Genomic DNA, 24133 nt, shown 5'->3' on the forward strand with positions numbered 1-24133 from the left:
AGAGAATGAAAAGGGAACATGATGACAAGTTTACTGATATCGTAGGCCAATTACAGCGTTCTATTAGTGACTTAACCGGGCAACAGACTTTTCTCTACTCTGAAAGCTGTGAACGTTTCTTTCAATATTTTGGCTGGAATTATAGGGAAGATGAAGCCAAGAGTGTGGTTGAAGATATTAATGGGTGGGTCGATAAGCTAAGAATCTTCTCACCAGATACTCGCCAAGTGTTCTGTCTTATAATTCAACGTTCATCAAAGTTAACATGGGGAACAGGGGCTATAATTCACGAAATTACAGAAATAACAGGGAAAATGACGAGTGAAATTGTAAAACACATAATATTACTCAACAAATATGGATTTGTTTATGAACCAGAAAGAGATGAAGATCTACATGTGGATGTAGTTCTAATGTATGGGACTTCATGGTCCCATTGAAGTCGCTATTTTAGCCATACATATGTACAAAATACGAGTTTTGTGAAACAGTACTGATGATTTAAAAGCTGCACAGTGATTTTCACCCCTGGTACAGCCAATTCTTTATAATCTTCGAGTTAATCCCAAACTACTTCTGTTCCTGCTACGAAGTCATGAATCGCACGTCGATCCTCACGCAGACCGACCATAAAAGCACTCACAATAACTCCGATACCCAAAGTTAATACGTACACAACTCCAGCCACAACAACACGCATCAGCATCGTACCAATTTTTGGCGGTTCGTGTGTATCGTATTTACGGATTCGAATTCCACATATACGTTTGCCTATGGTTCGACCATACCAGTAAACTGGTAATAAAATTGAGTATAACGCACTAAGCAGTTTTGCAATCGGCTCATCCGTATCAAAGTTACCCGTAAGAATACCTGCAATAATCACTAACGGAATTGAAATAATAAGACTATCCAACACATTTGCTCCTAATCTAATCCAAAAACCTGCTTTATACAAAATGCTTTCCTCCAAACTACAATTTTAAACCAAACGACTAAATTACTTCATAAGCTCCCTTCATAAAATATCTAACTTTATGTACACAACTCAGATAGTATAACAGAAAATTTTACCTATTTACGATATAACTCCTATTTCTTTTCAATTGCACACTTTGTGAATTTTATAACAAACTATCAAATTATCTTAACTGCTGTCCGTGTTTACTACTCTCTTACATTAATTATCATTTTTTTATTATTTATTGTGGCTTCTAAGTCTCCAACATAAACACAATAATAATTACTAGAGTAAAAGGCTGGGCAAAACCCAGCCCCTCCTCATCAAACCGTACGTGAGGTTTTCCCTCATACGGCTTTCCGATGTTCATCTTTCATGGGCATGCAGCATATTTGCTTTGGCCTCATGACCTAGTTTCCCCTATAAGAGTTGTTGAGTGTTTTCTAGCGTGTCGTTAGCCATTTTGGCATTCACGAACTCGTACCTCTTGGTGAAACGTGAACAAAGTAGGGCTCCTTCCCTCCCGCAGGTTGTGTTGTCCTGCGTTCCCAGGTAGTATGAGCCCCTCGGACTCCCTTCCTGCTGTTCACTCACTTCACCTTCTGGCTTATAGAGTACCACTTTACGGATTCATAAAAAAAAAATCCGTGCAGGGGAGGGTCTCCCCAGTTCACTACATCCTCTTTCAGACCATGCCGCTCCCCTTACGCCGGAGGATTCTTCGCTGTCGCTCCAAGTTCAAAACAGCTTCCCTGGCCTTCGTCCATCTACACGAGACTCGGCTTCCTCTTTTCCCTCTTGCAAGGCCTTTTTGACGACGCGGCAGGATTCACTTGATGTTACGGCCTGGACTGTCGCTCGCCCTGTCTCTGACAGGTACTTTCGTCGATACGCTTTTACGCACAGATTTCTCCATACGCAAGTATCCTAGCTACACGGGGCTTGGCCTCTCCCGCGACCGGATTTTCATCGGCTAGAAGATGCGTGCTTAGCTGGGCACGCTGTAAACAAAAAAGCTACTCAACTTTTGTTAAGTAGCTTTCTGTTCTTTCTGCATTTGCCCTCTTCGCCAGACCTTATTCTCCACAATGGCATAGAATACACCTGCGATGGCAAATATCCATATCGATGTTATTTGATTCAGATCGTATCCATTCACGAAATATGGACTGTACATTTGATCGAAAACCCATAGGCCTCCACATCCAAACCCAACCATATAGATGAAAGTTCTAACCATAGGAAAGCGTACATATTTCCGCAACAGCCATGCGATCGGACTAAGAACAACAACATATAAAGCGAGTAAATAGTGACCGAAGCCCAGGATGAGCGATAAAATATATATTACTCCCCCTGCATTACGTAAGCCGTAATACTCTGTCGTTGTAATGTGGTATCCTTCAATCCTTTCAAGAACGAGATATGCCGTTAAGCTTATCCCTATAAATATAAGTCCTAATAACATGTAACGTTGAACCGCGTTCACCAACATCAGATCACCCCAATGTCTAAACGCAGCCAGAACCGCTCAAGTTACATGTTTTCGAAGAAATTACACAATTGCACATAGGCCGCCATTAGGTTCTGTTAAATGTTAAAGTTAATCCATCGTAAATTGCTATAATTCAACGACTACTTCTGTTCTTCCAGAATCATCGTACCCAGGCGGTCCATAAGCTCCATTCTCCCCATCGCTGTGTACGAATAATTGTAATTATCGACATTAGAGATTTTATAGATCTTTTCATTCTTCACGGCGTTCATGTTATTCCACACCTTGCTATCGACCATCTTGTTCTCACTATTCTCCATCAATAGCAGACGATCCGGATTAACAGTAACTAGAGCCTCCAGCGCGATCTCTTTGCCGCCCCAGCCCTCTGGATCAGGGATACCTTCTGTACGCTTCAGGGCCCATTCACTATATAACATCTCAGCTGCACCTTTATTGGAATAGATGACCAGATTGTTTGGATATGTCTCAATTACGGCAAAGGATTCACCATTTACAGCCGCCTCCAGCTTTTGTTTCCACTCTGCAGATTTCGCATCATACTTGGCCAGATATTCATCTTTCTTGCTTTCTTCTCCAAACGTATCTGCCAGGAATGTCAGGCGCTCTCTCCAATCATAGTAGGAATAAGGCAATGCAATCGTAGGCGCAATTTTGGATAAGGTTTCATACTGATCCGTGTTAAAATCCTTACCCAGGATAATTAGGTCCGGATTAGCACCCGCTATAGCTTCAATGCTGAACGGGAAACCATACCAGCCCAGATTAACGGTATCTGCACTCAGTTGATCCTTAATGGTTGGCGTGAGTTCCTCCGGGTTACCGTAATCTGCGCTCATCGTGGCCACAGGTGTTTTCCCAATGATCAGTAGTTCTTCTGTAGAGCCGGATAGATCAACAATGCGCTCTGGATTCAAAGGGATCGTAATCTCTTCTCCATTCGGGTTGGTAATTAATTTGGTCGTCGCTTGTGTGGTTGCCTCTGAGGAGCTGGCCACTTCAGTGGTGGTCTGGGTCGTTCCACAGGCCGCCAAGGTGAGCATACAGCATAGTGCAATCCATACAGGAATTCGTTTAAACATCGTCGTCATTCTCCTTTTATGTCAGTTCATTAGCCACATTAGGCTTATCCGTTTACTTTTACCTGCCAGCCTTCTGCATCCTGTTGTAATTGCCACAACCGAGCGTAGATGCCTGAGTGATCTAACAATTGCGTATGAGTTCCTTGCTCTACGAGCTGACCTTGGTCCAATACAAGGATCTGATTGGCATTTTGAATGGTCTTTAATCGGTGTGCAATCAAAATAACCGTCTTGTCCGCGACTAGCTCATTAATCGCTTGCTGCACTGCGGCTTCGTTCTCCGGATCAAGTGAGGCGGTGGCTTCGTCAAGCAATACGATCGATGCATTTTTCAACAAGGCACGTGCAATGGAGATCCGTTGCTTCTCCCCACCAGATAACGTCGATCCACCCTCGCCAACCAGCGTATCGTACCCTTGAGGCAGACTGGAGATGAACTCATGACAACAAGCTCTGCGTGCCGCCTCTTCAATCTCGAATTGCGTAGCGTCTTTCTTTCCTACACGGATGTTGTTGCCGATCGTATCCTGGAACAGATACACGTCCTGGAAGACCACTGAGATATCCTGTAACAGCTTCTCCGGGTCCATCTGATCAACGGGTCTGCCACCAATGCGAATAGTTCCTTGCTGTACGTCCCAGAAGCGGGCAATGAGACGTGTGACTGTACTCTTACCACTACCGGATGGGCCAACCAGCGCTGTAATGGTATGCGGCTCAATCGTAAAGGACAAGTCTTTCAAGACCGGCTGCCGCTCATCATATCCAAAGGTCACCTGGTCGAATGAAATCGCCTGATTGGGCTGTACATCTCCCGTTCCTGCCATCGGGGCCTCTTGCTGCACATCCATAATGCGTCTTGCACTATACGCAGAGTACCGCATCTCCCCATAACTCATCAGTACAACCGTCAACGGTTCAAATACCTTCGTACCTACCAGCAAAAATAACAGAAATACCGGTAAGGACAACTCACCGCCTGCAAGCAAATAACTGCCCACCAGAATCATCCACGTCATCCCCGATCGTGCGAGCAACATCGCGCCCATGATCATCGGTCCCATGATGCCTTCCAACCGAATGGAAGCGGATTTCAATTCGTCAAAAGAACGACGCAGCCGTTCAAAACGTTTGCCCCCCATATTGTGGGCCTTAATCTCACGAATACCGCTCAGATACTCCTGCAGCCGACTAGCGGCTTCGTTTTTGGCTCGAACATGGTTCTCACTCAGTCGTGCCTGAATGGAATCCGTAAGCCATAACAGAGCCACACCTAAGGGAACCGCAACAAACATGGCTACGGCCATTCTCCAATCCACCAACAGTAGTCCGCCAAAAGCGAGCACAGGAAGCACAATCGCGCTGATCAGCTGCGACAGATTGTGAGAGATCGTATGCTCAACCTGACCATAATCACTCAGGATCAGATTCGTCAGATCGCCAGGATCACGTTTTCCGAAAAATCCTAACGACAGATGGCGAATATGTTCCGCCAACTTCAACCTTCCTGAGGCCGCAAGGCTGTATGCTGCCCGATAGGTCTTATCATAGAGCGAAGCATAAGCCGCATACTCCACCAGAAGCCAGGCAAACAGGATGCAGCATACAATCCACATTCGGTTGATATCCAGTCCTTTGTCCAGTTCAGCGAAAGACTTATAAATCGTATTGAATATATCCACAAGCAGCGCCGCAGGAACAATCTTTGCAATCCCGTCCAGAATCGCTGCAATTACCGAAGGAAGCAGACTACGCGGGTTACCGCCAGATATATTGTATAAATAATTCTTCATCGTCCTGCACCTCCAAGCTTCCAGGAAGCCGCACTGATATGTGCCTGCCACATGTGCTCATATACTCCGCCTAATGCACGCAATTGATCATGTGTCCCACGCTCGGCAATCATTCCCTTTCGGATCACGAGAATTTGCTCGGCTGCACAAATCGTTGTTAGACGATGAGCAATAATCAATACCGTTTTGCCTTGAACCAATTGGGCCAGACCTTGCTGGATCTTGTGTTCATTCTCTGCATCCGCGTAGGCCGTCGCTTCATCCAGGACCAGAATGGGAGCATTTTTAAGCAATGCTCGTGCAATCGCAATTCGCTGTGCTTCACCGCCAGACAGGTACGTGCCGCCTTCTCCGATTTTGGTGTCATATCCGGCATCCAGTTTCTCAATGAATTCATGACAGCAAGCAGTTTGAGCCGCAGCTATAACGTCCTGTAGTGAAGCCGATGTATTGCCCATCCGAATATTTTCTTCAATCGTATCGTAGAACAGATGTACATCCTGAAATACAAAGGACACGGTATCCATCAGTTTCTCCGTACCCATCTCCTGGATCGGAATTCCACCAATCGTAATCTCACCTTCCTGTACATCCCAGAAACGAAGTAATAGATTAGCAATGGTCGACTTTCCTCCACCCGAAGGTCCGACAAGTGCGGTCATCTCTCCTGCTTTGGCTACAAAATCAATCTGTTCAAGTACGGGTTTATATGCTTCGCTCTCCTTACGTTCATAAGCAAAAGATACCTTCCGAAAGGCAACCTCATATGTATCCGGAACTTTGGGCAACTCAGGTTCTTGTACAACCGGCTCGGCAAACACCGATTCAATCCGTTTCTGTCCTTCCACAATCTCTCGCATCCCACTACCCAGATACATTAACTTCAATAACGGTGCAGATAGACTCGGGGTAATGATCAGAAACAGAATAAACGTGATCGCAAACGACTGATTCCCCGCATTTCCACTCGACAGCAGAATACCCACCGGAACGATGAAGGTAAATAACGAGATCATGATTACAAAAAACAGCCCGTAGGATGTTTTACATAAATCTGTTATTTTCAACGAAATATCCCGATATCGCGTCACCGCTTGTTTAAACGTCAGAAATGAATCAGCTGTAATGCCAAATACTTTGACCGCAGGCATACCTCTCACGTATTCAACACCCGTCGCATTCATTTCTTCAATAGCAAGCTGGAAATCACGATAAGCCTGACGGCCGCCTTCGCTGCGGAAGATACGACTTTGCAGCCAGAACCCGATTCCGATCGGAACCAACAGCGCCAGCGCCATCCGATAATCGAGCCAGAACAAGTAACCCAGTAGCATTAACGGGATAACGATCGCACTCACCAGATCCGGCAACTGATGGGCGATAAATTTCTCGATTTTCTCCACACTGACTTCGATGATCTTCTTCAGCTCACCGGTTGCCGTTCGGGTGTGATACCCCATGGGTACTTTGGCAACATGCTCCGCAAGTCTCACTCTGAGCTGGTACAAAATGTTGAACGCAGCGATGTGTGAGCACATCCCCCCGATATAAAGCGCAATGAGCCCTGCAATCAGGGCTACGAATGCGACAATCCCCCAATAGATCAACAGATCTCTGTCCATGGCAGATGGTTGGCCCGCATGAGTTAGCAGTTCCTCGACGATCTTGTACACCCCGATAAAAGGAACAATCTGCAATAGACTCGACAGGGTCGAGAAGATACTTGCTGTGATCAGCAGACCTTTACGCTCCTTCGTTACTTGCATTAGTCCGGACACTTCAGATGTGTTGTTCATCTCACCACTCCTGATATTAATAATCATTCTCAATATAGCGCAGTGCTATATACGCACATTAATATCTCACAGGGCACCTGGCTACCGCTACCCCAATCCGGAGCAAAAGTACCTCAATACGGATTATAAGTAAATGCTACGAGTAGACTACTAGAACGTTTGATTAAAATACGTGGATGGTGTCATGCCATACTTGCGTTTGAATTGCGCGGAAAAGTGACTTGATTTATTAAAACCAACCGCTGCAGCTGCCGTGGTCACATTCATCTGTCTGGTCTCCAGCAGGTAATACGCTGCCTCTAGCCTTTGCTCAATGACATATGCATGTACAGGAAAACCGAACAATTGCTTGAATCCTTTTTTCAGCTTGAATTCATTCAGACAAACTTGTCTGGATAGCCCTTCAAGAGTTGGCGGATGTGCCAGATTCGCATCGAGAATGTGCTTCGCCTGCTGCAAACTGGTCAGGTCCGTCCGGGACAACCCATCATGATTCGTAGGTAACTGGCGCTCCAGAATACATTCACTGAAATATACCGCGAGCAGCTCAAGTGCTTTTCCGTTTAAATACAGTTGTTTCAGTTCTCCCGAATACGGGCATTGTGTCATCTCGTTAACGATTCGAGTCATCGTGGGTGTCATCTTCGCATTATAGAAACCTCCCCCACTTCCAGCGATGGCTGTCATGAGTTGTTGTATGGGAAGTTGCTGCATCATTCCACTGATCGGTGTCTGATCCAGCTTCAACGTAAATCCCTTGAAGTGCTGCTGTAATCCAAACTCACACGTACTGCTCGTATCTCGACTGCCATATGCAGAACTTTCCTGGGTATGTACATGGAACTCCCCCAGCTTGCCATCAATGTTCCATGATATGCTCTCACCAATGCAGAAACTTAACTTGATACTGTCATCCTGCTCCAGACTGCTCAAGGCGGTTGGCCGATGGAATATCGCGTCACTATACACGAGTTCCATGGAGGGATGAATTCGATTCAACTGCCAGTAACCCTGACCAATCTCTTCAGGAATATGAATGATTCGTTCGGCAGAACTGCTTTGGTAAAATGTATTTAATCTCGCTGCCAGTGCACAGCGCTGATCTTCTTTATTTTGAATGGCGTACCATGTCTCTGACACCTTGGATTGCATCTGACTTCCCCTCTCGTTGTCTGTTGTTTCAGCTTATTATATAAGAAAGAAGCCATATTGGACATATGGCCTCATACTCTGAATCTGATGAATTGTGAGAAGACACTCACTCATGGAAAGCTTTCCAGAACGAACCTTCTGTATTAATGATATCCTTGATCTGGGCGAAAGGAATCGTAAACGTTGGAAATCCTGCCGCATAGGGCGCGATATCATATGGATTGAAGTAGAGATGCAGAGCATCCGCTGTGACAAAAAACGGCTGATCCGCACTAATCCCCGTATAGGTGTCCGGAAACACATACGAGTATTGAGGATCATTTTTGATCTGATCCCCCACAATCTGACTCAACACTTTTACATAGTCACTATTCGGTTTAAATAGATCCTTCAACTCATACAACTGACCATTCGTCAGATTAATGATGGCATAGATCATCGTAGGCATACCATGTGCTGCACCCGCCGGGTAGTTATAACCTGTGAGTTGCAGTTGCAGCAATTGCTGCTGGTAGAACGTGATATCAAAATCCCCTGTATACGTGTAATCCAGCTGCTGATCGGCAGGGATTGGTTTAACCTGAGAGAGTGCCTTCAACTTGGCATTTAGCGCTAGCTGCTCCGCTTGGTTCGTTAATCCCTCCACCTGCGGATAATATACGAGGTAATCCCTGTTCGGTTTGTACTTCTCTTCGCGTACACGGTACGGCGGATGAAGTGGAACGATTGTATTTTGCCGCCAGATAATCTGTCCAGCCCGGTTTACATACGATAAGCGCTGGTCTACATACGCCTTAATCAGATCTGGTGCCACAACCTCCAGCGTACCCGAACCTTCTACATGGGGATACCCAGGTGCAGGTCTTCCACTCAAATCCAGCAGATAGGTCTGTCTGCCATCCGATGCGGAAGCAAGGCCGTTTTTGTAATTGCCTACTTCGCGATATAGGAACTCCGTAAGTCTTCTGCCATTGGTATCTGCGATCGCGTATACAGAGCCAATATAAGGCTGCTCCGGATTAACCGCTTGCCCCAGCGCATAACGATGCTCGCCTAGTTCGCGGATGTCATTATAGGCAGGTTGAATGATAAACGATCCTTGCGTATTAATGACACCATAGTTCGATTTGTAATCCTCTGCTGTATTAACAATCGCTTGCCCGTCGTTAAAAGGAAATGCCGATGAAAATTTGGGCTGAATGCGAATATTACCCCGTTCGTCGATGTACCCATATTTGCCCGAGGCCTCTTTTTGAAAAGCGAGCAGTCCATCTCCTAATGGTCCCACATAAGCAAATGGATACGTCGCGAGCCGATGTCCATTGCGATTAATGAGCGCATATTCATTGTCCTTGATCTGCACAACCGCTTTGCCATCTTGAAAATCGTTCGCTGACACGAACTGTGCCGGAATCACCTCATTGCCTGAGGCATCCAGATAACCATACAGACTCACCGATCCATCTGTCTGACCAGGATTAGAATCGTAAAACAGCGCTCGGCCGTCCTTCATATTCGAGATATACGAGTACGCGCGTTTGGTCAGGACCGTGCCTTGTTCATTAATCATCTTAAATCCTTGAGAATCAATCACCATCGCCCGTTCTTCAGAAAAGGAATTGATGGAATCGTATACAGGTTGAACGACATACTGCCCTTGAAGATTAATCACACCGGCTCGACCGTCCTTGACCACAACAGCCAATCCATTGGGCTGGAACTCATGGGCGTCATCCAGAACCGGCTCTAGCCGAACATGTCCCTGCGCATCCATATACCCCCAACGAGTCCCACTCGTGGTTCGAACGGAGATCGGATATAACCATGTCGCTACCCGGGCATGACTTATAGGGATCATCGCCTGTTTAATTTTCTTTTCCAGCTCCAGCAGCGCCTCTCTGGAAGGATACGCTTCCGGAAAGCTGAGTGCTTTTTGAACGGAAACGAGTGCTGCCGGATACTGGCCTGCGTGGAACTGAGCATCCGCAAGGTAGTACCAGTAGAAGATATAATCAGGGTAATGCTGAGTTAATTTCTCGTAATATTGCACCACTTTGGGATAATAGGCTGCATATACGTCTGGTGCCGGAACCCATTTCCCATTCTGCCATCGGATAATCTCCACACGGTAGGCTTCCCCTGTGTCATGGATCCAGAGTGCAATCTCCACTTTCCCATCTCGGCCATGCGGACCAGGCATATCTATAATCTCTGCATAGCTATAATATAGATCGTCAGGGGCCAGATCTTTGAGCCCTGATTCGGTCCACTCATATATAGCGAGCTTAGACCAGATCGCACCGATCCGCCAACCGATGATGAGATTGTTCCTTGCTGTTGAAGTTACAGGGGCTGCAGTCATTAAAGTCACCCCATACCCCAATCCCTTGATTAGTGCCATCTTGATCCAATGTCCTTGGACAAATTTCAAAATGAGCAGGTACAGCTCACCGTTCAACTGATAGACTGCGGCAATCTCCGGCATGCCATCACCAGTAAGATCAGCCGCGTAGATCGCTGGATGTTGGACAGGTTTATCAATAGTGACGACCGTTGCACCAGCCGGAATATGTTGATTCACAATTTGCGTTAACAGCGGTTCGCTCATGGACATCTCAGTTTCCTCCCTTATGACCGCATTCGCCTAATGGTATGCGTCATAAATCGGGATATGACATGTAATTCATTTTATATAAGTTGAACTGTAGAATATTCACACTTACCACTCCGATGACAGAACAACCTTCCGATCGCTGTTATCCCAGATTTTTTGATTCACTTTTACAAAGGTGAAAATCTGGCGATAAAGGCGAACGCTCCGCTTCTTCAGGTTCTTTCCGTCCTCTACGTTCTCGTGTGAAGGTTTAGTTAAATTCATATAGTTAACTAATTCACTTTTCATATTAGCTATCTTTCAAAGTTACTTTCTCTCCATTGATTAGCAGGTAGCTCACATCATTCACCGGAATGGTCTTAGGGGATATCCACTTAATGAGATCCTGATTTAGCTGGAGGAAACCGGATACGCCAGACAACTTAGTGCCATCCTTCAGGTGAACTTCAATACTCAAATCCTCCATGCGAATCTTGCTCAGTGCCTCACCTGTAAGCGTGACGCCAACTACGGAAAGGGTTACATTTGCCTGTGAGGCTCCATTTGCACCAAGCTGAACGTTTCCTGTTTTACTCAAACCATTTTCACTCAAGTTAAAGGTCGTTTTCCAATTCCCCTTTACAACTTCACTAATACTCGTAAAACTGCCTTGAAGTCTCAGCTTATCTAAATCGTCAACAGCAGACAGATCATACACAAACTCCTCATAATCTCCTCCATACCCGACCCCATCTTTCATATAATGTCCATAGCTAACGGAATATTCAGGTATATCGAGCTTTTGACCTTGCTCATCTGTGAAGTAGAAATATCCATGATTATACTCGCCTATCTCATTATTCGGATTAATCTGAATGTGTAACTTGCCCTCCACAAAACCTATATTGGAAATATGCATCCAATCAATACCGGAAACGGGGACATTCGTTACATCTTGATGCAGTACCGAAATTGGATCGGTTTCCAATTGAATATCCGTTGTACCTCCCAAGCCACTTATACGATCTTGATCCACGATATCATAGTTATTGTTTTGCTTTTCTTGTAACAACTGCTCCCAGTCCACTTGTACGTTGTAACCATCTTGTCGAGATGTACCCGACATCAACGTATTGATCTGAACGGTAATTCGATTTTTGCTGACTTTTCCTTGAATGAGGAATCGGACAATAGCCGTTTTATTCGCATCATCATAATGAATAATCTGAGCGTTGTTTGCATTACCTCCAGTGACCCTGTAATCATACACATCCAACGTATCGTCAATGCGATGCCCAGTCAGATCCGATAATGAAACATAGATTTCCGTTGTATCTCCATCCCTGACAGCACCTATAACCTCCATTCGAATCCCTTGATCTTCACTCACCTGATGAACAGGCTGAAGAATGCCAATCCGATCTGCACCTAGAAAATGAAGAACAGTAGACAGATCAATGATGCCCACCGATGCAGCTGCCCCTGTAACAAGACATAACGATAACGCAGCGGTTACAGGAATATAGATGGCTTTGCGATACCTTTTTCTTTTATTCATGGACTTCTTTGTCTGTGCGGATGGAGCGGATGGGTATAATATAGGTGGATAAAATGATGAATCTGATCTCGAAACGTTTGGTGGTTCATTCATCGCCAATTTATCATAGAACAACTTTTTAATATTAAAGAGGTTCTGCTCAGTGAATTCTTTTTCGGATTTTCGCATTTGATCGCCTCCTTTATTTCCTGTTCATCCACCATGTCCTCAATCGTTGCCTGGAGCGATAAAGCTTGTTATGGACTTGCCTAACGTGTAGGGACAATGCTTCCGATATCTCATGGGGTCTCTGTCCTTCGTAAAACCGACGTTTCATAATCTCCCGTTCCGGTTCTGGAAAAGATTCAATCATTTGATTAAGTTCCGTATATGTCTCTTTACTGATCATCTGAACCAACAAATCATCCGTTTGCACCGAATGAATCTCCTCTTCATATGTAAGCTCTGTTCTTCGATTAAATTTCCGGTAGCGATCAATCGCTTTATGTTTTGTGATTGTTGCAAGGTAATTTTTCAGGCTACTTCGCCCAGACTGGAATGCATCCGGATTCTGCCAAAAAGCAAAAAATGTATCTGCTACGCATTCTTCAATCTCTTCTGCCGATGCATAATATAGGATGGAATGAGCTATCTTCCATAGCAAACCTGCGTAGTGGTTCATCACCCATTCCATGGCCTCAGGATCACGATCCGCTACTGCCTTCCGTATTTGTTCTTCCACGATTACATGCCCCCTCCCTTCCATGCTCATATAATCACGAATGCTCGTGTTGATCCGTGCTTCCTACCTATATTCGTTTGGCAAATGACTTTTACTTACTCCACGATAAAAAAAGATTTGCAGTGGCCTTGTAGCCTTCTGCAAATCTTCTTATCTTCTATATTACATCTTATTATCTACATCATATCGCTTCATGTGCCTTCGCTTCGTTTACAACCAATATCATGCCTCTTCTTGCACACTGAGCTGTACATATTGGGTGAGACGACAATACTGAGATAACAGCAGCTCTTCATCACCTTGTCCAAGAGCCACGCTACGCCCTTCCTGGATGACGTGATTCAGCAATTCATGAAGAAAACTTTTCTGCAACCGTAAGGATTCCACTGCGAGCTGCTCAAGTACCTCAATATCTCGGATCGTAAACTGGGATAACCCGCGCAGCAGCAACTCTTCTGACCAGCCGTTAATTCTCTGCATGAACTGATTATATTCTTCCAAGTCTGCCCATCCTCCCATTACCGATATCCAGTTTCAGACTGAGCACCGTTTTGCCCTTCAGGAAACTGATTGGGCTAATCCGTTTTGGTTCCACACGCACAAAGGCATAGAAGTGTTCAAGCGATTGGGAACCATATCCTGACTCCAGTCTTTGGATCATCGCCTGCCAGTCAGATGAATACGGGAGAGTGAGTGCCAGTCTTCCCCCTTCGGTATTCTCAACCGTCAGGACAAGCTCCTGCGTTTGTTTGACAAAGTTATGGTCCACGATTCGAGCAACTTTGATTACAGCCAATCGTTCTTTGGGAGCAGCAAACAAGTCGAACGACCGCGATTCCTCTTGAAGTACAGTCGTTACATCTTGCATGGTTTTGCCCAGATTCAACGTTTCCACACCCGTTCGTGGCAAAATCGCAAGCTTGGCACCTTCCCCGGAAGAGATCCGGCGTTCTTCATTCACTTTAACTGAATGGAATTGAACTTCTTCACCGACGAACTGGCGAAAGGTCAGATTAGGTAGCCATGGTGTGAATGCACCATAATGCTCTGTATACGAGAACTGCTGATCATCATAATATACAGCACGTACATCGCTATAGGTGTAGATTTCCTCATCATCGAAACAATAGAAATAATAGGTGATTCCACGGAAACCGGATCGTGTCTCCCACGAGTCAGCTCCCAGTCCATACAGATGAAGTGAAGGCACCGTATAGTATTTACTTCGAAAACTGCCAATGAGCTGACTCTGCTGAATGGCAGACACCTTTTCTTCTTCAAGAACCTGGAGTGCAAGATACAGCTTGCTTACCCGATCCAACATGGATTGCATGGAGAAACGTATATGTCTGTTGAAAAACAACTGTAGTTCTCCTTGAATCCCTCGTAAACTGCGTTCTATGTCAGGCAGGTTGCCACTATGAGCTGCAATTGCCAATGTCTCCAGTTGTGCCATATAGGACTGAGGAAGGCGGGCCAGTCCCGTCTTCAACAATCCTGCCAGCATAACCCGACATTCCTGCACTGTCTGAAGAGAGAACTTGGCCTCGTACACCCGTCCACTTAATGCATCCCTATCATCCAGACCTTTAAAGTTCCGGTACCGTAACAAAGCTTCAAGCTTGGCCATTTTCCCGGCTGTCTGCTTCACCTTACATAGTGCTTTTGCAAGATTCGGTTCCTCCGTAAAAGACACCTCGATATTCTGGGTGGTCAGATGAACCGTAAGAAGTGAATCTTCAAAGATCTTAATTTCCTCTGGGTATCTCAGTCGGAATACAACTTCCTCAATCATGGAAGAACTATACGATTTAATTAACACGGGAAGTTCAGACTCCGTCATCCAGCGGAAGCGAGACTCGATCTCACGTGACACCGTATGCGGAATTTCGCTTGGATCATCCACATTTGATACTAAGTTTGATGCTGATTCTGTTACTGATACGTTTTTTGGTACGTCCAACGGATCATTATCCGATATCCCTGAGTCCTTATCCAGCGCATGCTTCTCGTCTGCATTCATTGAATCCTCTGCCGTATATTCCCGTTGATCATACAGAATTGCAATAAGCACATGCTTGCAGATATGATCGGCCGGGCAGGAGCATTCCCAATGATCCAGCGTATTTTCAAGCGTACATTGTGTCCCGTCACTGAGCTGACAACTCACAGATGATGCATTCCATGTGTACGTTACACTTACACCATTGTCCAACTCTTTCAAAGACCTTTTGTACAACCCCTTGTTGGCATACCGAATCAAATAATCCTCCGTACACAGCTTCGAAAAACTTCGGAATTTTTCCTTGAATCCATTCACGTCATCAACGCCCCGTTGCTCTCAGAATGTCGTAGATCGTTTCACTGAACACGCGACCTGGAACGTTGCCTAGAGCAATGGGTTTGTTGTCACCATAGTAATAATATTGCTTGTTATTCGGTTTGAAGAAATGAAGGGATTCCAGGGTAATGTCATCCAATCCCTCGTAATACGTGATGCTCGTACCGCTGAATTGCAATTCTGCAACAAGATCTCCGTACTCTTTATAAAATTCATGATACCAGCCGCCGTCCTGTGCCGGTCCTTTGATCCAACCGTATTTCTCCAGTGCTTTGGGGAAAGCCGTTGGTGAAAAATCAGACTCGGGCAGATGATCGTATTCATTCTTCGTTTTATCCTCATCTTCTGGCTGGTGAATCTCACGATTCAATTGCTCGAATGGCTGCTTGATCTCGTAATCCTCCAACTGCGTTGTCCAACCTTCAAGCGTTGCCTGATCCAGTTCCAACGGGTGTATAAGTCCCACTTGCGCATCCGAAGGCAGATCGACCTCATCTTCATCCACAGAATTGAAGGTGCCGTCCTCCATATAACGGAAGGTGCTGATCAGAGCGCCATCCTCATACGTTCCCCAGATCAGACCAACAGCAAATTTTTGCATGATTACATTTTGTACAAACAATGCTTTCCACTCATCGGCAGACCACAGACGTTGCTTGGACAATGACTCTTCCAGACGCTGCGCCTGAATGTTAACCATGGATTTGAGATCTTTTTTCAGCTGTGTGAAACGTGCCTTGGACTGCGCTGCCAATTCAGGATCATCTTTCTGTGCAGGAGCAGGCAGACTCTTCACGGATTTGCCCGTTTCTTCATTTAAGACAACGACTTGTAAGTCTCCATTGACCTTAACCAGGAAGGAACGCTCTCCGTAACTCAGCTGCATGGTTCCTTTTTCATCAAAACCAAGTGTGGTGACCAGCCGATCCTCCAGTTGTTCCGAGGTAAGTCCCATATTATCGGCTGCAAGTTGCAATGCTTCTTCTGCTGCACCTTTCACCTGACGGTTCTTCACGCCACGTTTGATCTTGTCAATCGCCATAAGAGCGGATGGATCTTTCAGATAAGCGAGCACTTTTACAGCATCTGCTGCAATCGCGCCACGACTGTTTTCTGTCCATTCCTTAATTTGCGGAGCCAGAATATTCACAATCTGAATATCGCCAAAGAGTGCTGATACATACATCACCCATTTCTCTTTTGCAGGAGCACCTTCCTGAATCCAGACCTGGAGCAGTTCACTTGCAAAACGAGCGAGCGATGACTCACTTACGTAATCTCGTAATTCATTCAACCGTTCATTAGGACCGGATGTATGATCCAATGATTGGACCAAAGCATACTGTTTAATCCGGTCATCTAAAGGCTGATTGTCTTCAATACGTATCAGTGAAGGGAGATCTTTCAAGGACAACCAGCTCAGTCTCGACAACTTTTTGGCATCCGCCTGATCAGCGAGTGCAGCATGGGCATACTCTGGACTTAAATCTGCGGTATCCAGCAGAATTTGGATCAAGCTCTTCCAATCGTCGGACTTCTCTTTCTTCAAAAGCTCACCGTACAGTTCCTTGCTGTTTTCCAGACTCCGGATTGCAGTCAGAGCCATTTCTTTGATCGCCACTTTTTTCTCCGAGAGGTATATGAGCGTATACAAGTCCTGATCAGGAATTCGGTTGAATTCCGCTAACGCCACGCCGTTGGCCTTTTTGGAAGAATCCTGCAATCCGGCACGAATCGCTTCGGCCAATATTTTCTTCGATAACTCATCACGCTGTTCAAAGGTAATCTCCAGAATTAAAATGCGTGTATCTGTTGGCAGTTTCTTGTACTGTGTCAGTGCATAGTCCAGATTCTGCTGAATGATTCGGCGGTATTCGTCATGCGGCATCGATTTGTATCTGTAGTCGGTCATGCCATTAAGTGAGATCAGGCTGGTTAGCAATTTCTCACGTTGCACCTCAGGGTCTTGCCCGTAACGTTGAAGCAGCTGCTCTCCACTAAAAGCGTATGAATTGTACATGTCCGAGATAATATCCAGTGTCCAATCAGGATGAGTGGTCAGGATTGCGAACCTGCGCATCGCCTCCGAATCCAAGGGCAGAAAACTAATACTAATGAGGTTGTGAACACGCTTCTTATCTCGATTCAGTTGATTAAACAACCCGCGACTATTTGGGTCCTCCCAATATTCCTCCAGGGTGTTTTCCCCACTTAAGTATCTTGCAATAGCAAGTCCTTGACGTCCCCCGTCCAAAGGATGCCGAAGAGCGTTAAATACCGCTTGCTCCAGTGACCCCTCCGCATTAGGCAATGTCAATCCTTGATCCTCCATGAATTTCTGAATGCAGAGTTTGAGGAATGGCGGTTTGATAATCTCGTATGCTCGAATCGCTTGTTCAGGACGATTTGCGATCGCGGATTGTAACATGTTCCAAGATACCGTGTACGAATTAAGCTCGTCCCGCAACATTTCAACCAACTGATAAGGCTCATCCAGAGGCACAAGTCCAGCAAGCAGATCATTTGGACTCTTGGCTCTAGGGTCCATACTCAGCAAGTAACGGCGAACTTCAAGTGGATAAATCTCATGTAATTGATGTATTGTGTGAAGCAAAATATGTCCAATCTCACTATTCGTATCAAGGAACCGTTGTTTACCTCCACTAATGTTAATCAGGTACAACAAGGCACCACTCACAAGCACCATAGTTTGATGGAATACAGTGTGTGAACATTGCTCTTTTGGAGAGAAAGACGTATTGGGATACAGCTCAGCGATGAGCTGACTACGCTTCTCCTTGAGGAATTCATCCTTTAATTCTTGGGAAGATCCGTTATGCTTCCCTTGAATATTACTGACCACCACAGGTTCAATCAACGTATGTAACTCGTCCCGCAACTTATCTGGATCATTAGCCATTACATGTTGAAACAACACCGGTAACGATTGAGCAGAAGCTTGAACCTCTGCAAGATGAGAAGCCGTGTCACTGAGCTTCGAATATAGTTGCAGCAGCATTAACGCATTGATTACATCTCGATAATCCCCCTGGGTGTCGGCCTTTTTGGAATCAAAAAGCCACTGGGCACGCTTTAATTTACTCTTTAATTCAGAGAGGATCTCCTCTTTACCGGCAAACTGTTTGATCTTCTCCAACCGGGCCAACAACCCACCCATGCGATCAGCGCTTTTGCTCTTCCCGCTCAATCCGTAGGCTTCTGAATCATTTCCCATACAGACAGTAAAAGCATCCGTTCTCCATGAACTTCTTTTGGAATAATTGGATTCCAGATATATCACAATAGCCCCGGCCCGGTAAAAGATATCTCCATCATCTTTTTTGGCGAGCTTCATGAGCAGATCAATTGTTTGATATACATAATGACTCGAATTTCCCATCATATCCGGAAACTTGTCTGTCGTGCCCAATACATAATCAATAATTTCGGAGCTTCGGTCTGTTTTTAATGAATACTCGTTTGAACAGGTCACTGCGAATTTCTCCACCAAAGTTTCTACTGCGCGGTCTGCGGTAAGCATTACACATTCCTCCTTGAATTTAAGTGATGATTTCGCCAATCCAATCTGCCAACTCGTTTGGGGTAATTGCGGCTACATGTGCCCCCATGTTGGTTAATGTCTGTGCTGCATGTTTGTTATAGACAGAATCCCCGTTAAAATCGAGTGCGGTGAGAACCAGTAGCTTGCATCCTGCATCGATGATATCTTTACAGGCTTTGTACATCTGCGCAATCGGGTAACCTTCCTCCAGATCACTGACCAGAATAAAGATGGTTTTGCCAGGATTATCGATTAGCGTCTCGCCATAACGCAACGCTTTGGTAATATGTGTTCCCCCGCCGAGCTGCACATTCATGAGCACGTCTACGGGGTCTTCCAGCCTGTCGCTCAGATCAACAACCTGCGTATCAAATATGAATAATTTCGTGCGCAGCGCATTCAATCGATAAAAGATACTCGCCATTACCGAACTGTAGATGACTGAATCCAGCATACTGCCACTTTCGTCCACACCAATGATGATGTTCCACTTGTTATGAGGCTGTATACTCCCGTCGAAATATAGACGATCAATGACAAACCTGCGCTTGTTTTTATCGTAATTCTTCAAATTCTTGGTGATGGTTCGCTTGAAATTCAGATTGCGCAAGGATCGTACTGAACTGGAGGTATAGCGACTTCGCTTGCCCATGATACTGGCTCGGGTCTGAGACTCCAGCTTGCTGCGCAGCTCTTCAACCACAGTTCGCACGATATCCTTGGCGCTCTTTAACACCTCACCTTTCATCCGTCCTTTGAACTGCATAATATTCTTAAGCAGATTCATGTTGGGTTCAAGGGATTCAAGCAACTTTTTGTCCGTTAACAATTCTGTCAGCCCATAGCGATCAAGCGCCTGTTTCTCCAATATTTCTACTGTTGGTTTGGGAAATAGGTCCCTGACTTTGTGCAACCATTTCGGGACAGTCAGGTTAGACGCACCGCGTCCTCCCTCTTTTCGGTAACCTTGTTCTTCACCGTATTCACGGTTATACAGATAACCCAGAATCTCATCGATTTCCGTATATTGAAATTCATCCGAAGTGTATTGGTCTGTATTACACAACCCTTCTTCGGCGGATTCACCGAGAATCAGACGCCATCGATTCAAGGTTTCAGCAGAATGATGATCTCCTCGGTTGCTTCCATCCGGATTGGAGGTTTTGTCCGTTTCTCCGTTTTCTTCCGTTATCCGATTCGCTTCATTCATATTAGCTTCCATGCGGCAAACTCCTTTCGAAGCGCTTCATCCCATGCTTTGGACTGAATCAGCATCTGTTCATCAACCGCAGGCCTTAACATCTCTTCCGGTTCAACCTGATGCAGACTCGCCACCCGCTCAGCAATCAAGCCCGTCTCCATTGGTGTAAAGTAGGTGAATGCCAACCTCAATTCCGGTACCATACTAATGAAGTCGTCATATGATAGCTGTTCAATCAAATAATTCAACTCGGACAACAACTGATCTTCATATAAAAAAGCGTCACGTGCTACAGAGAATACTCCCTGTAAAAAAAGTGCCGTTTGACGGGTCTGATCCGGTGTACCATGGATATATCCACGTGCACGATCAACAATCTCTTCCCTTGGCCTGTCGCCGAGGCCTGAGGAAATAGCAACACACACACCCTCCAGCTGAGCCGGAAGCTGGTGATCAGACAGAAGCTCATTCAGGTGAATTCGGAATGTCTCATCCTGAAAATGCTCCTCTGATGACTCCGCGAGCATGGCTAGCAACTTCAATCCCTGAATAATGGCTTCATGTTCATCCGGATTGGCTCTGGAGAGCTGTAACAACTTGTCCACGGCGTTCCTGTAAGCCTCGGATACCAACTCAGGGAGTTGTTGCTCGTCAGATAATCCCAGTAGCCTGCGGTGCTGATGAATTCGGTTCAAGACATGCAGACTGTTACATAAGGAAAGGAAATTCCCGTCGGTTCTCAGCGCCGAGCGCACCTGTTCATAAAGCTTCATCGCAGTGTCCTGAAGCCCCATGAGCAGCGCTTGAAGCATTAGTCGGGCAAGTTCACCGCTATGATGATCCGGTATTTCTTGCATCTGTTCTTCCATTTTGCGTGTAGCCGCCCCGGCAAGCGTTCCGCCATAGAGAGAGTTCTCTATCAATCTGGCTTCAATGCGGGATGAGTACATATAAACCCAGGTTTCGCGTACAAGATTCATGTCACGTTCTGCGATCCAGTCCGGCCCGGATTGCCGTTTAGCGAATTCCGGAACCAGATACGTGATACACTGAATCAATTGACTTATCTGACGGTGCTCCGGTTTCGCATACAGATCCAGCACTTTCTTGTGTTGTCCTGTTGTGCGGATCTGCAGTTTGTGCCCTGTACAACGCACCTTGAAGTCCTCCACGATGGGAATACTGAATGAATTGGGAGCCACGCTTCCAATGACGTCTCCTGTCAATAACTGCTGAAGCTCTTGCAACGGTTTATCGGTCGCTAGGGTAAGCTCCCCCTTCACAAAGGAAGAGAGTGCCGCATCCATCAACTCATAGACACCGCCTTCCCTTTTCCCCCGAAGCCCGGCGAGACCCTGAATCATGCTGTACGCCTCAATCGCATCACTGGTTGATACATGCTCGTGTCCGTCTCGTAATTGGCGCATCAGCCGGGATAACAAGTCCAGAGCCGTTAGATTATATGGTGTACTCTTTTTGCGAAGCAGCTGGTTCCAGATCTGATCGTAATAATTCACATAAGGCATGCCGCTCGCATATCCATTGAGCCGATCCGCTTCAGCAAAGGTATAGACCATCGGGTACATTTGTTGGTGAACCGGATCTGGATCAACCGCAATTTGTTGAGAAGTACCTGGTTTACCTCGTCCATCCAAACGTTGGTCTGGATACTGTTTATCCATTTCTGGCTGTTCCAATTCGGATTCATGTTTCTCTGACATCAACAGTCCATACGTATGAAATCCACCGGTAATGACAAGCACACGATCATACTCTTGTACCGCTTGATTAATACGTTGTTTCATATGTGCTTCTCGTGCCAGATCACCTGAAGACTGTAATCGTTCCGTGGAATAGCACATTCGGGATAACGTACAATACGTGAATACATCCTGCACGAACGCCCGAGTGGATTTCTCCAGACCGCCAATCTCAAATACCTTTTCCCACAATTCATCAAAACTGCGACAGTTTGTTTTTTGGCACAACCGATTAATGAAGTCAGACCCTGCAAGCAAGGTCTCGTCCTGGATGGAGATCTCCTTTTGTTCTGTCTGACCGGACTTGGATGCACGAGTGGAGAAGTGACGATAGTCCAGATCAATAAACTTTGCCGGAATGTCCAGACGTTTTGCTTCTTTCAAAGCGACATATTCAGGCGAATACCGAAGCATCGGATAATAGCAGGCTTCTCTCTCCAGTTCACTCTCATAGGTATAGTACAGACTGACAGGCGGTATGGTTGCCTCATCACTCAGCACCGAAATTAATGGATTACCACTCTCTGGTCCTTCGATTAGAATAATATCCGGCTTATACTCCCCGATTAATCGTAACAAGTGATACGAACATGCAGGGCTGTGGTGTCTAATAGGATAATAGACCGCAGGATTACTCAGGTTATACACCTGGGACTCGAACAAGGATTGTAACTGATCAACATCAGGGTCCAGTACTGCTCTTAACCGATCCATTTTCTCTCCTCAAAATAGTCCTTCCACATTCCCTCTTCTCTGGAACGCTCTTTTACGACCTTGGAGAAGTAGGTTTTGAGAATGGACAGATCCTTGTCGTTTTCCTTCGCAATGGTTCCCAGCATGTTCTGCACCAACCGATCCAGCGCAATAGCCTTATCTTCGTAATAATAGGAAGTCATCGCACTCTGGACATAGACAGACACCGCTTCCGCCGTACTCATGGATGCTTGAGGTGTGTCGAGCTTGTAGCCTTCCCGTGTCATGCCAGTGCGCAGTTCCATAAATGTTGTAGCCAGCAATTCAACCACATCCGTATTAATTTCAATATCAATTCCACTATGTAATAACAGGCTTCGTGCCTGGGATTCAATAATTTTGGCTTCCATCTTTACGTTATGAATGGGCTTGATCGTTTCAAAATTGAATCGTCGTTTCAAGGCACCGCTCATTTCATTAACACCTTTATCCCGAATATTGGCTGTAGCAATGACGTTAAATCCAGGTTGGGCAAACAATACACCGCCATCAAGTTCCGGGATGCTCATGACCTTGTCACTGAGAATACTGATCAGACTATCCTGCGCTTCGGCGGGACAACGTGTGATCTCTTCAAAACGGGTAAGAATACCCTTCTTCATTCCGTTATATAACGGCGATGGCACAAGCGCGGCTTCCGAAGGACCTTTATCGAGCAGCATGGCGTAATTCCATGAATACTTGATCATATCTTCCGTCGTGCCTGCCGTACCCTGAATCGTATTCAGACTGGTTCCGGAAATCGCTGCGGTCAGTAATTCGCTAAGCATGGTCTTGGCTGTTCCGGGTTCTCCCACGAGCATTAACCCTCGATTGCCTGCCAGAGTAACCACTGCACGTTCAATTAACACGTCATTGCCATAGAATTTGCGGGTAATCGTGATCTCTTCTCCATTTAATAACGCAGGCTTATCCCTGCCTATAATAAAATCGCGCACATAGGCGGGAGATAACAGCCAGTTCGGGGGACGTTTCCCCTGATCTTCCTCTCTCAGCGCGCGTAATTCAACCTCGTATAATGTCTCGGCGGGTGGTTTAAGCATCTCCATCGTCAAGGTGTCTCCTCTCACACAAACAGATCGTATGTTCTTATTCCTATCATTTTATCACAGCACTCCAGCAACTACCCGGTAAAACGATAAAAATGGTTGAAACGTCCTTCTTATCAGCACTTCTTCTAAGTCCTTGGACATAGTGTATAGCACAAATATGAAGGTGAACTATCCTTACAGCTGTGCCAACACACTGGTTTCGGCCGTGAATCAGTATACTTATTGCAAATGTATTCGCATTGTAGGCCGTATGACCTTATGAATCATTACACGCTCCATATTGTGTTTCAAC

Annotated in this window: 17 protein-coding genes; 2 read left to right on the forward strand and 15 right to left on the reverse strand. The window is 45.7% G+C overall.

What is annotated here, in order from left to right:
- The first annotated feature begins 5 nt into the window (after window positions 1-5).
- The gene (locus MHI06_RS16170) at window positions 6-440 is read left to right on the forward strand and encodes a hypothetical protein (protein ID WP_340398419.1); all 435 of its coding nucleotides are present in this window, start codon (window positions 6-8) and stop codon (window positions 438-440) included.
- A 119-nt stretch (window positions 441-559) separates the two neighbouring features.
- On the opposite strand, the gene MHI06_RS16175 is transcribed toward MHI06_RS16170, so the two are convergent.
- Window positions 560-958: an RDD family protein gene (locus MHI06_RS16175; RefSeq protein ID WP_340398420.1), complete on the reverse strand. Its 399-nt coding sequence runs from the start codon at window positions 956-958 to the stop codon at window positions 560-562.
- 839 nt (window positions 959-1797) lie between these two features.
- On the opposite strand from MHI06_RS16175, the gene MHI06_RS16180 reads away from it, so the two are divergent.
- Window positions 1798-1938 (forward strand): hypothetical protein, encoded by a 141-nt coding sequence (locus MHI06_RS16180; protein WP_340398421.1) that lies wholly within the window; start codon window positions 1798-1800, stop codon window positions 1936-1938.
- Between the two features lie 53 nt (window positions 1939-1991).
- Here the strand turns inward: MHI06_RS16180 and MHI06_RS16185 are convergent, their stop codons facing one another.
- From MHI06_RS16185 to MHI06_RS16250, 14 genes are all read right to left on the reverse strand, one after another.
- Window positions 1992-2456 (reverse strand): hypothetical protein, encoded by a 465-nt coding sequence (locus MHI06_RS16185; protein ID WP_340398422.1) that lies wholly within the window; start codon window positions 2454-2456, stop codon window positions 1992-1994.
- Window positions 2457-2596: 140 nt separating this feature from the next.
- Window positions 2597-3559: an ABC transporter substrate-binding protein gene (locus MHI06_RS16190; protein ID WP_340398423.1), complete on the reverse strand. Its 963-nt coding sequence runs from the start codon at window positions 3557-3559 to the stop codon at window positions 2597-2599.
- 44 nt (window positions 3560-3603) lie between these two features.
- Window positions 3604-5352: an ABC transporter ATP-binding protein gene (locus tag MHI06_RS16195; RefSeq protein ID WP_340398424.1), complete on the reverse strand. Its 1749-nt coding sequence runs from the start codon at window positions 5350-5352 to the stop codon at window positions 3604-3606.
- Complete coding sequence (locus MHI06_RS16200) at window positions 5349-7148, reverse strand: ABC transporter ATP-binding protein (protein WP_340398425.1); 1800 nt, start codon at window positions 7146-7148, stop codon at window positions 5349-5351. Before MHI06_RS16200 ends, MHI06_RS16195 begins: the two co-directional genes overlap by 4 nt.
- Window positions 7149-7298: 150 nt before the next feature.
- Window positions 7299-8300 (reverse strand): AraC family transcriptional regulator, encoded by a 1002-nt coding sequence (locus MHI06_RS16205; protein WP_211175514.1) that lies wholly within the window; start codon window positions 8298-8300, stop codon window positions 7299-7301.
- 106 nt (window positions 8301-8406) lie between these two features.
- The gene (locus MHI06_RS16210; protein ID WP_340398426.1) at window positions 8407-10914 is read right to left on the reverse strand and encodes a WG repeat-containing protein; all 2508 of its coding nucleotides are present in this window, start codon (window positions 10912-10914) and stop codon (window positions 8407-8409) included.
- Between the two features lie 289 nt (window positions 10915-11203).
- Entirely contained in the window at window positions 11204-12619 is a 1416-nt protein-coding gene (locus tag MHI06_RS16215) for a hypothetical protein (protein WP_340398427.1), read from the reverse strand.
- A 13-nt stretch (window positions 12620-12632) separates the two neighbouring features.
- Window positions 12633-13172 (reverse strand): sigma-70 family RNA polymerase sigma factor, encoded by a 540-nt coding sequence (locus tag MHI06_RS16220; RefSeq protein WP_340398428.1) that lies wholly within the window; start codon window positions 13170-13172, stop codon window positions 12633-12635.
- A 222-nt stretch (window positions 13173-13394) separates the two neighbouring features.
- A complete protein-coding gene (locus tag MHI06_RS16225) occupies window positions 13395-13673 on the reverse strand; it encodes a hypothetical protein (protein WP_340398429.1) in 279 nt (92 codons plus the stop codon).
- Window positions 13660-15492: a hypothetical protein gene (locus MHI06_RS16230; RefSeq protein WP_340398430.1), complete on the reverse strand. Its 1833-nt coding sequence runs from the start codon at window positions 15490-15492 to the stop codon at window positions 13660-13662. Before MHI06_RS16230 ends, MHI06_RS16225 begins: the two co-directional genes overlap by 14 nt.
- Window positions 15493-15496: 4 nt before the next feature.
- On the reverse strand, window positions 15497-19054 hold the full coding sequence (locus MHI06_RS16235; RefSeq protein ID WP_340398431.1) for a DUF4132 domain-containing protein: 3558 nt from the start codon (window positions 19052-19054) through the stop codon (window positions 15497-15499).
- 19 nt (window positions 19055-19073) lie between these two features.
- Window positions 19074-20297 (reverse strand): VWA domain-containing protein, encoded by a 1224-nt coding sequence (locus MHI06_RS16240; RefSeq protein ID WP_340398432.1) that lies wholly within the window; start codon window positions 20295-20297, stop codon window positions 19074-19076.
- Window positions 20282-22750: a DUF5682 family protein gene (locus MHI06_RS16245; protein ID WP_340398433.1), complete on the reverse strand. Its 2469-nt coding sequence runs from the start codon at window positions 22748-22750 to the stop codon at window positions 20282-20284. The genes MHI06_RS16240 and MHI06_RS16245 overlap by 16 nt, the downstream gene beginning before the upstream one ends.
- Window positions 22738-23838 (reverse strand): AAA family ATPase, encoded by a 1101-nt coding sequence (locus tag MHI06_RS16250; protein WP_340398434.1) that lies wholly within the window; start codon window positions 23836-23838, stop codon window positions 22738-22740. Before MHI06_RS16250 ends, MHI06_RS16245 begins: the two co-directional genes overlap by 13 nt.
- Window positions 23839-24133 lie beyond the last annotated feature (295 nt).

The organism is Paenibacillus sp. FSL H8-0079 (assembly GCF_037991315.1).
Lineage (GTDB): Bacteria > Bacillota > Bacilli > Paenibacillales > Paenibacillaceae > Paenibacillus.